The 9,850-nt window shown below is 37.3% G+C and carries 5 protein-coding genes and 1 tRNA gene; 3 read left to right on the top strand and 3 right to left on the bottom strand.

All coding sequences use genetic code 11. From position 1 onward, the window contains the following. Positions 1 to 107 precede the first annotated feature (107 nt). On the bottom strand, positions 108 to 659 hold the full coding sequence (locus tag A3Q34_RS19405) for a PEP-CTERM sorting domain-containing protein (protein WP_070376841.1): 552 nt from the start codon (positions 657 to 659) through the stop codon (positions 108 to 110). Positions 660 to 1,623: 964 nt separating this feature from the next. Between A3Q34_RS19405 and A3Q34_RS19400 the strand changes: the two genes are divergently transcribed. Then, a complete protein-coding gene (locus A3Q34_RS19400; RefSeq protein WP_231907395.1) occupies positions 1,624 to 3,486 on the top strand; it encodes a DEAD/DEAH box helicase in 1,863 nt (620 codons plus the stop codon). A 447-nt stretch (positions 3,487 to 3,933) separates the two neighbouring features. Here the strand turns inward: A3Q34_RS19400 and A3Q34_RS19395 are convergent. Next, positions 3,934 to 4,024, bottom strand: a tRNA-Ser gene (locus tag A3Q34_RS19395). Between the two features lie 303 nt (positions 4,025 to 4,327). Here A3Q34_RS19395 and A3Q34_RS19390 point away from each other — a divergent pair. Further along, the gene (locus A3Q34_RS19390; protein ID WP_070376840.1) at positions 4,328 to 5,779 is read left to right on the top strand and encodes an MFS transporter; all 1,452 of its coding nucleotides are present in this window, start codon (positions 4,328 to 4,330) and stop codon (positions 5,777 to 5,779) included. Between the two features lie 83 nt (positions 5,780 to 5,862). Here A3Q34_RS19390 and A3Q34_RS19385 read toward each other — a convergent pair whose 3' ends face one another. Further along, the gene (locus A3Q34_RS19385; RefSeq protein WP_070376839.1) at positions 5,863 to 6,894 is read right to left on the bottom strand and encodes a LacI family DNA-binding transcriptional regulator; all 1,032 of its coding nucleotides are present in this window, start codon (positions 6,892 to 6,894) and stop codon (positions 5,863 to 5,865) included. Positions 6,895 to 7,332: 438 nt separating this feature from the next. Between A3Q34_RS19385 and A3Q34_RS19380 the strand changes: the two genes are divergently transcribed. Continuing rightward, positions 7,333 to 9,837 (top strand): glycogen/starch/alpha-glucan phosphorylase, encoded by a 2,505-nt coding sequence (locus A3Q34_RS19380; protein WP_070376838.1) that lies wholly within the window; start codon positions 7,333 to 7,335, stop codon positions 9,835 to 9,837. Positions 9,838 to 9,850: the final 13 nt, after the last annotated feature.

The raw sequence follows: 9,850 nt of genomic DNA, 5'->3' as shown, positions 1-9,850 counted from the left end.
CTCAATTAAATATATGTTGTTTTTAGAGGTAAGGCATGCAAAATAGATATTAATGTTCAGTAACAACGGCGGTATCGGGAGACACCGCCTTGATGATAATAAAATTATTAGTTTTTGAATCTACGAGAGACTAATCCAATTAAAGCAAGTGAGAAAATAGCAATTGTTGATGGTTCAGGCACTGAAGTTGTCACTGATTTGAATACATAATTAATGTATATTCCTTCCAACGCTCTATCTTTAATGTATGCTGAAACATCACCTTGAGCATCATAACCAATACCACCAGCTAGATTAGTTGCTCTGGCTTGATCGTATGATTTAACAGCAGCTATTTGATATTGCTGGTAAAAAGCTTCTTTATTAACAATATAATCTTCAATGTTAGTGTAGTCAGTCGTATAGTTTGTACTTAAGGCGTATGATACTGGAATTGTAGGTTGACCAAAGATAAATTCTGCGGCCTCAATACCATTATAAGTAGTAGGTTTAAGGCTATGATCCTCTCCACCAGTTAAATCAAAAGAACCTATGTACTCCCATTGGATACCAGCATTATCAGAATAATGATCACCAATAATTAATCCGGCATTTGCTCTATCGGCAACAAAAAGAGATAACACACAAACTACAACAATATTTATGATTTTAGAACTCATACAACTTCCTTAAGCCCTTAATGGGTTAATAATTTTATGTCGCATAACGACACTTACTTCAATATACTAGCATTATGCAAAATACACGCCAAAAACAAAACCTCATTTAATTCAATAGGTAACATTCAAGTGTAAACTTCATTTTTGATAACTGTTAAAAAACACGACACTAAAGTACAACTAAAAAATTCTAATTTAATAACACCTTTAGTACATAATACCTGAATTAATAATTTATGCTAATTTTTCAATTTTTATACCTTTCTTTTATTTTAGCAATAGTAATAGTAATAGTAATATATTGTGCAGGTAATACTTCTAACTCTCCCAGGTACAATTTTTTAGTCTGATTTTAAGCATTTTAAAAGATAAATACACCACTAAACATTGCGGTAACCTAGTGGTTTGAGATCACTTGTGAAACATTTCCTAACACTCATTTATTAAAACTTTCATATATTACTATAATGCAAAAGCTTCGAACGTTCATAACTGCTTTTTATATACCCCTTGCTATAGAGATTTTAGCGCTATAAAACAAAAAAACATTAATCTTTTGATTATCGGTTTTTCTATCTTTTGTTTAAAGAATCGGACGTCTATGGGCACTGGTTTTATTCAATAAATTTCCACTAGAGTAAACTCATGATCATTATATATAAGAAACTAAACAGATAACTTGTCTGTTTGATTTTTATGAAGTACTCCCTAGTTACTGAGAAGAGACTGTAAAGTTACCTATCAGAACTATTTTGTATTACTTTTTGCAAAAAAATCATATTAAGGCTCAATTACCTCAATGGTGTTCCCAATAGTGCGCAGCATATTAGTCTTTTATTAAACCCTACTATTAGATTAACTGCTACAAACTAATCAAGGTTTAAAGTTGGTTTTAAATTTTGGACTTATCGACTACTTTGCTATTATGGCTGCTTTCATCTCCCTATTAAGGCAACAGCACTGCGTGGAAGTTTTTCAACTTAGAGATTATCAACAAGAAGCTGTTTCGGCGGTGCTTAAACACTTTAGAAAAACCAACGAATCTGCGGTGATTGTTTTACCTACAGGATCAGGTAAAAGTCTGGTAATTGCCGAACTTGCTCGGTTGGCAAAGCGAAAAATACTGGTACTTACCCATGTCAAAGAACTGGTCGAGCAAAATCATCAAAAATATGAAAGCTATGGTGTTACCGCCGGTATTTATTCAGCCGGATTAAAACTGAAAGAAACTCAGCACCAAGTAACGTTCGCCAGTATACAATCGGCAGCTCGCAATTTAGATGACTTTAGTGAGCCCTACTCCTTAATTATTATTGACGAATGTCATAGAGTTAACTTAGCCAGCACTGAGCTTGCTAAGGATAAAGCTAAAGACAAGTCTAAAGGGGAGTCCAAAGAGCAAATACAAGAAAAAGCAAGCAAGCTGTCTAATAGTAACCAGTATCAACAAATTATTGAAAAATTGATGCAAGTTAATCCTGATGTTAAATTATTGGGTTTAACCGCAACCCCTTATCGTTTAGGTATGGGCTGGATTTATAAAAAACATTACCGTGGTTTCATGCGAAGTGAAGAAAAGCGACCTTTTGAGCACTGTATTTATGAACTACCCCTTCGTTACTTAATTAAACGTCAGTATTTAACCGAACCTAATTTAGTCGATGCCACCATAGAGCATTATGATTTTAGTAGCCTGCGAGCAAACGCCTCTGGTGAATATAGTCCTACAGATATCAATCATCTATTAAATAAAAATCCCCGGGTGACTCAAGGCATTATTGAGCAGGTCATTGAGTTAGGCTATAAACGTCAAGGTATTATGATATTTGCCGCTACAGTTGAGCATGCAAAGGAAGTCTTCAGTTATTTACCCGCCCAATTGAGTGCATTAATTACCGGTGCTACCGACAACACTGAACGCGATAAGTTAATTAAGGCATTCAAGCGTAAAGAAATTAAATACCTGGTTAATGTTTCAGTATTAACCACTGGCTTTGACGCACCGCATGTCGATATGATTGCGATATTACGTCCAACACAATCAGTTAGTCTCTATCAGCAAATCATTGGCCGTGGTCTGCGTTTGAGTGATAACAAAAAAGATTGCTTGGTCATTGACTATACGGGCAATGATTTTGACCTCTATCATCCCGAAGTTGGTGAGAAAAAGCCGAATAGTAAAAGTCAGCCGGTGCAAGTTATTTGCCCCAGTTGTGAATTTCCCAATTTATTTTGGGGCATTTGTGATGATGATGGTTATTTAGTGGAACACTACGGCCGACGATGCCAAGGCCTGATTGAAGAACAAGGGTCAGATAACCAATGTGACTATCGTTTTGTATTTAAAGAATGCCCACACTGCGGTGGTGAAAATGACATAGCTGCTCGTAACTGTTTACAGTGTCATGAAGTCTTGGTTGATCCCGATGATATGTTAAAAAAGGCACTGCAACTTAAAGATTCAAAAATTATTCGTTGCGCAGGTCTTAATTTAACGAAAATTAGTGATAAGGGAGCTGATAAGTTAAAAATCACTTACCATGACGAGGAAGGCGTTGAACTCAATGAATTTTTTGACTTCACTAAGCCAAATCAAGTTAAAGCGTTCAATGATATCTTTTCTAAACGCCTTAGCGCTAAAATTAGTGTTCAGCTGGGCTCTACTGGATCGTTTGAAGTGACTACACTTGAACAAGCATTAAAGTTAGCTAACATATTGCCGTGTCCTGACTTTGTCATTGGTAGAAAACAAAAATTCTACTGGCGTGTCAAAAACAGACTTTTTGACTATCAAGGTAAATACCGAAAAGCCAATGAGCTCAAATAGGCTCATAACATACTACATAATAAAAATGATAAGCCTAATATAAAAATGAACGCACAAACTTAACCAGAGCAATTTAAAAATTAAAATCAATTGGTTATCTGAGTGTAAGGTAAAGGATATAGCAGTGCTATAAACACATGTTTAAAATTTCTAACTTTCAAAAAGCAAAAAACCGCTAATCTTTCGATTAGCGGTTTTTCTTTGTTTGGAGGTGAGAGTGGATTTGAACTCTACTCGAAGGTTTAGTGCTATAAACCTTATTTATAATTTCTAACTTCAAAAAGCAAAAAACCGCTAATCTTTCGATTAGCGGTTTTTCTTTATTTGGCGGTGAGAGTGGATTTGAACTCTACTCGAAGGTTTAGTGCTATAAACCCTTTCTGATGGTTTCTACTTTTCAAAAGCAAAAAACCCGTCAATCTTTCGATTAACGGGCTTTTTTTAATTTGGCGGTGAGATAGAGATTTGAACTCTAGAAGGGCTATAAACCCTTGCTGGTTTTCAAGACCAGTGCTTTCGACCACTCAGCCATCTCACCTGAATGTCTTAAAACAATTGCTTGCTTCAAGACGGGGCAGATATTAAGACCTGCAATAGCATTTGTAAAGCACTAATTTTACTATTTCTTCTTTATGTTCGATAAATCAGCAAGTGTGCGAAAAAAACAGCTATTTAGCGATAATTTACCATTATTGACGATTTACATAAAAACTTTCGCTGCGTTTAAATAATAATATTACCTGTTTATATCATGCTGAATACGTATGTAATTTGTTGTGTCAGTTTTTTGGTTGTGATTATATAACTTCATCGTGTGTTACTCTCATAAGAAAAATAATAAATGAAAAACAAACCTCAACTCAGTTTTTGGCAAATATGGAATGTTAGCTTCGGCTTTTTGGGCGTTCAATTTGGCTTTGCTTTACAAAACGCTAATGTCAGTCGAATACTTTCAGACTTGGGTGCTGATCTGCACTCTTTATCTTTATTTTGGTTGCTCGCTCCTATTATGGGTTTACTTATCCAACCTCTCGTCGGCGCAGCGTCAGATAGAACATGGAATAAGTTTGGTCGCCGTAACCCCTATATATTAATCGGTGCCATATGCGCAACTGTCGGTATGTTATTAATGCCAAACGCGCCGTTATTTGTCTCTGTTATCACGCCAATGATTTTTGGTGCGATGATGTTAGCGGTTATGGACGCATCTTTTAATATCGCTTTCCAACCTTTTAGAGCGCTAGTGTCTGATATGGTGCCCGATAATCAAATGAACAAGGGTTATGCTATCCAAGCCTTTTTGATTAATATTGGTGCCGTTATCGGCTCTATACTGCCATTTGTTCTTACAAATGTTGTTGGTTTAGAGAATACCTCACAGCAAGGTAGTATTGCTCCATCTGTTGTTTGGGCATTTTATATTGGCGCCACGGTTTTATTAGGCTCGGTGTTATGGACGGTTTTTAAAACTAAAGAATATTCACCTAAAGAATATTATGAGTTCAAAGGAATGGATGCTGAACAGGTTGCCAAAGAACAAGCCATTGAAAAGTCGTTAATTGAAAAACTAACTGACTTTGTTGGCTTAATGAAAACTATGCCCGAGGTGATGAAACGTTTAGCACTCGTACAGTTTTTCTCTTGGTTTTCTCTATTTATAATGTGGGTTTATACCATGCCGGCCATTGCTCAACAGGTTTGGGGCATAGACGTAAAATGGTTTGACCCAACCTATATCAGCTCTGTTGGTGGTATTCCTAATGATATCGCAGCAGCAAAAGGCGCAGCAGGTGACTGGGTAGGCATTTTGTTTGCAGCATATTCTTTGTTTGCGGCGTTTTTCTCAGTTGTGCTGGCCAAGCTTGCCAATACCTTTGGCCGAAAAGCGGTTTACTCGTTTTCCTTACTCGCCGGTGGCTTAGGTTATTTAAGCTTTATGTTTATCAATAACCCTGAACCAACTTTAGTCAATTTATTGATCACCGAAATCACGGTGCCACAAGGCGCGGTTACTTTATTTATTCCTATGATAGGTGTAGGTATTGCTTGGGCGGCTATTTTAGCAATGCCCTACACAATACTTGCTGGTGCATTACCTGCCAACAAAACCGGTGTATACATGGGGATTTTTAACTTTACCATTGCCGCGCCACAAATTGTCTCAGGAATTTTTGCTGGCTGGATATTAAATTCAGTTTTTGAAAACCAGGCAATAAATATTATTATCTTAGCGGGTGTCTCTATGGTACTTGGCGCTGTTTCCGTTTATTTTGTCAAAGAAAAAAGCGAGTAACCTCTACTCGCTTTTGTTTGTAGGTTAGGTCTGTCCCTAAAATTTTTTAGTGAAAAACTAACCTACAGAAACGCTATAAAAGATCAATTGCCACTGCCACAAGATTGACGAACCACAAGTGTGGTTGCCATCAACTCTGTTTTTGCTTCTTCGCCATTCACTAGTGCTAAAAGCTTCTCTACTAATAACTCCCCTGCTAACATCGTATCTTGTTTAGCCGTAGTTAAGGTCGGAAAGGTAAAACTAGCAACCGGAATATCATCAAAACCAAACACGGCTATATCTTCAGGTACGCGCATATTGTGTTCTTGCAAAGCGCGCATCGCGCCCACGGCAATTAAATCACTGGCCGCCATAATAGCATCAAAACTTTCACCACCCTTGATAAGATTTAATGCAGCGTTATGGCCAGATTCTTCGGTAGAGATCGCGTCAAATTGAAGTTGGCTATTAACGACTAAGTCGTGATCAGTTTGCGCTTTACAATGACCTAAATAACGATCTAAAAATTCAGGAGAGCCCGTTGAAATACCGCCTAAAAAAGCAAATTTTTTTCGGTTATTATTAATGACATGTTCGGTGAGTTGATAACCACCTTGGAAGTTATCGCAACCAACAGAAACAACATTGAGGTCTTTTACTTCAGCCCCCCAACGAACAAAATGGGTTTCTTGCTCTATTAACTGAACAAGCTTTTCTTCGTAATCGGTGTAGTCACCATAACCCAACAATATTATCCCGTCAGCTTTACGGGTATCTTCAAAGTCAGCATGCCAATCGTGGCTCATTTGCTGAAAAGAGACTAATAAATCATAGCCCTTATTACCACAAGCTCGGGTAATGCTGCCTAACATTGACATAAAAAAAGGATTGATTAATGAGTCATCGTTGGTTGGGTCTTCAAACAATAGTAAGGCAATGGTGCCACTACGTTGAGTACGTAAACTGCTGGCGTTTTTATCTACTTTGTAATTAAGTTCTTTGGCAATGGCTTGAACACGTAGTCGTGTTTCTTCATTTACTAACGGACTATTACGTAGTGCTCTTGAGACTGTTGACTGAGAAACGCCCGCACGATAAGCAATATCAAACGAAGTATTTTTAGCTTTAACCATTAAATTAACCAATAACTTATTAATAAATATACTACTTAGATACTAACTTAGCCCCCTAGCCTTGTATACCTTATTAAGAGTAAAGCAAAAAATTACTCAGCTGATAAACGACGACTTTCATTAAATTTTAATGGTCGCGAGTAAGTCATTACCCTTAACTTTTCATCAAGCACCAATAATCATCAAAAATGCATACGTATGCATGGCAAATAGTGCATAAATCCATCATGCATACGTATGTAGTTTATTGCTCTAATTTCTAACATCGGCATAATTTAATCATCACGTTATTTATTGTGGAAAGAATTCGTACAACTGATGCAAATAAAAAATAAGGATGAATAAAGTCCTATATAAACGCCACAAATTTTAAATAAACAGGAAATAAATCAAAACGTCAGCAACAAACAAGACGGTTTTTGAAGATAAAAATTTATTATGATAAATAAAAAAATAAAAAGTAGCACAGCTGATATTACCGCCACAGACTTAAAAAAACGCATTCAGCACCATTTGAACAGTACCTTAGGTGATCGCGTTATTTGTGAAGACGCCTACAAAAACACACCACAAAACAAGCAGGCTTATTGGCAAGCGACATCAATGGCGCTTAATGAAATTATTATTGATAAACTGCAAGCAAGTAAGGTTCAACAAGCAAAGTCAGCGACTAAAAGTATTAACTACCTGTCACTTGAATATTTGATGGGACGACTACTTTCTAACAACTTACATAATTTAGATTTATATAAAAATACCGAAAAGGCCCTTAAATCACTTGGTTTTGATTTAGCCGATTTATGTGAAGAAGGGGCTGATTTAGCTCTAGGTAATGGTGGATTAGGCCGTTTAGCCGCATGTTTTCTTGATTCATTAGCGACACTTGATTACAACGCTATGGGTTACGGCATTCATTACCAACATGGTTTATTCAAACAAAGTTTTAAAAACGGACACCAAATAGAACAGCCTGATATGTGGCGTGAATTTGGTAGTCCTTGGGAAATTTGCCGTCCTGAATCTACCCAGCTTATTCCCGTTTATGGTTATGTTGAACAACAAGCACAAGCCGACGGTAGTTTAACATCGGTTTGGCGTGCAGGAAAAATGCTCAAAGGAGTTCCTTGGGATATTCCTATCGTTGGCTATAACTCGTCAACCGTAAATGCTTTACGCTTATGGGAATGTCGCGCAGACTCTGCCTTTCACTGGGATACCCTTAATCAGGGTGACTATCTACAAGCGCACCACGATCAAGTCAATGCTGAAACAGTATCTAAAGTTCTTTATCCTAATGACGAACACGATGCGGGTAATGAATTACGCTTTATTCAACAGTACTTTTTCTGTGCTTGTTCAATTAAAGACATTATTAGTCGTTATCAACTGCAATTTGGTCCACTTACCCAAGGAAGTAGTACAAACTTTGCTGAAAAAGTAGCGATCCAACTCAACGATACCCACCCTACTATTGCCATTTTAGAGTTAATGCGCGTATTGCTTGATGAGTATGACTTCTCATGGCAAAACGCCTGGCAATTAGCCGGTAAAGTATTTTCTTATACTAACCATACCCTGTTACCTGAAGCGTTAGAAAAATGGTCTGTTTCATTATTTGAACGTGTACTACCACGCCATTTAACTATTTTATATCGTATCAACGAAGCATTTTTGAATGATGAAGTTAATGCGATGTGGCCAAACAACGAGGCAATGCGCGCTCGCCTTTCAATTATTGAAGAAGGTGAACAACGTAAAGTCCGTATGGCACATTTATGTGTCATTACTTCACATAAAGTTAACGGTGTTGCTCAAATCCATTCAGACTTAGTAAAAAAAGATCTATTCCCAGAATTCAACCAACTTTGGCCAGAGAAATTAACCAATGTAACTAATGGTATTACCCCAAGACGTTGGTTGAAATCATGTAACCCATTACTGTCTGAATTACTGTCAAAGCATGTTGACGATGACTGGGCTAAAAACTTAAACAGCTTATCTTCATTATCAACCCTTGCTGATAATGCCAGTTTCCAAAAGAAATTCATGGCAATTAAACATCAAAACAAAGTGGCATTAACCACTGAAATTAAAACCTTAACCGGTATAGATGTCAGCCCAGAGGCCATTTTTGATGTCCAAATTAAACGACTTCACGAATACAAACGCCAGCACCTTAATTTATTGCATATCTTAGCGCTATACCGCCGTTTATTGGCTGATCCTGACTTACCTATGCAACCACGCGTATTTATCTTTGGTGCAAAAGCAGCGCCGGGTTATCAGCTAGCTAAAGAAATTATCTATGCAACCAATAAAATTGCAGAAAAAATCAATAATGACACCCGCATTCAAGACAAATTAAAAGTGGTGTTTTTACCTAACTATCGGGTCAGTTTAGCCGAAAAAATCATTCCGGCAGCCGATGTTTCAGAGCAAATATCAACAGCGGGTAAAGAAGCCTCTGGTACTGGCAATATGAAGCTCGCCCTCAACGGTGCCGTAACCATTGGAACTTTAGATGGCGCAAACATTGAAATAGCTGAAGAAGTTGGCGACGACAATATTTTCATCTTTGGCTTAACCGTTGATGAAGTTAAAGCCCTAGATAACAACGGCTACAACCCTTATCACTTTTATGAAACGAATAATGAAATCAAAGCCTGTTTAGACTGGTTAGACACGGACTACTTTACGCCAGGCCATATGGGAGAATTATCTTCGATTAAACAAAGTTTCCTTGAAGGTGGCGATCCGTACAAAGTGCTGGCTGATTTTGAAAGCTACAGTGACGCTCAACAAGCCTTAGGTGTCGCTTATCAAGACAAAAAACGTTGGGCAAAAATGGCCATTTTAAATACGGCGTTGATGGGTAAATTTAATTCTGATCGCTCGATTGAAGACTATGTGAAAAACATTTGGTTTTTAACACCGAGCGCTTAAGCATTAATTATTA

This window comes from Colwellia sp. PAMC 20917 (assembly GCF_001767295.1).
GTDB lineage: Bacteria > Pseudomonadota > Gammaproteobacteria > Enterobacterales > Alteromonadaceae > Colwellia_A.
The sequence above is the reverse complement of the archived record's forward strand: the minus strand, read 5'-3'. Positions and strand labels throughout refer to the sequence as shown.

Bases quoted from the DNA above. Each gene is read 5' to 3' on its own strand.
- A3Q34_RS19405 (WP_070376841.1), bottom strand. From the start codon at position 659: ATGAGTTCTAAAATCATAAATATTGTTGTAGTTTGTGTGTTATCTCTT.
- A3Q34_RS19390 (WP_070376840.1), top strand. From the start codon at position 4,328: ATGAAAAACAAACCTCAACTCAGTTTTTGGCAAATATGGAATGTTAGC.
- A3Q34_RS19385 (WP_070376839.1), bottom strand. From the start codon at position 6,894: ATGGTTAAAGCTAAAAATACTTCGTTTGATATTGCTTATCGTGCGGGC.
- A3Q34_RS19380 (WP_070376838.1), top strand. From the start codon at position 7,333: ATGATAAATAAAAAAATAAAAAGTAGCACAGCTGATATTACCGCCACA.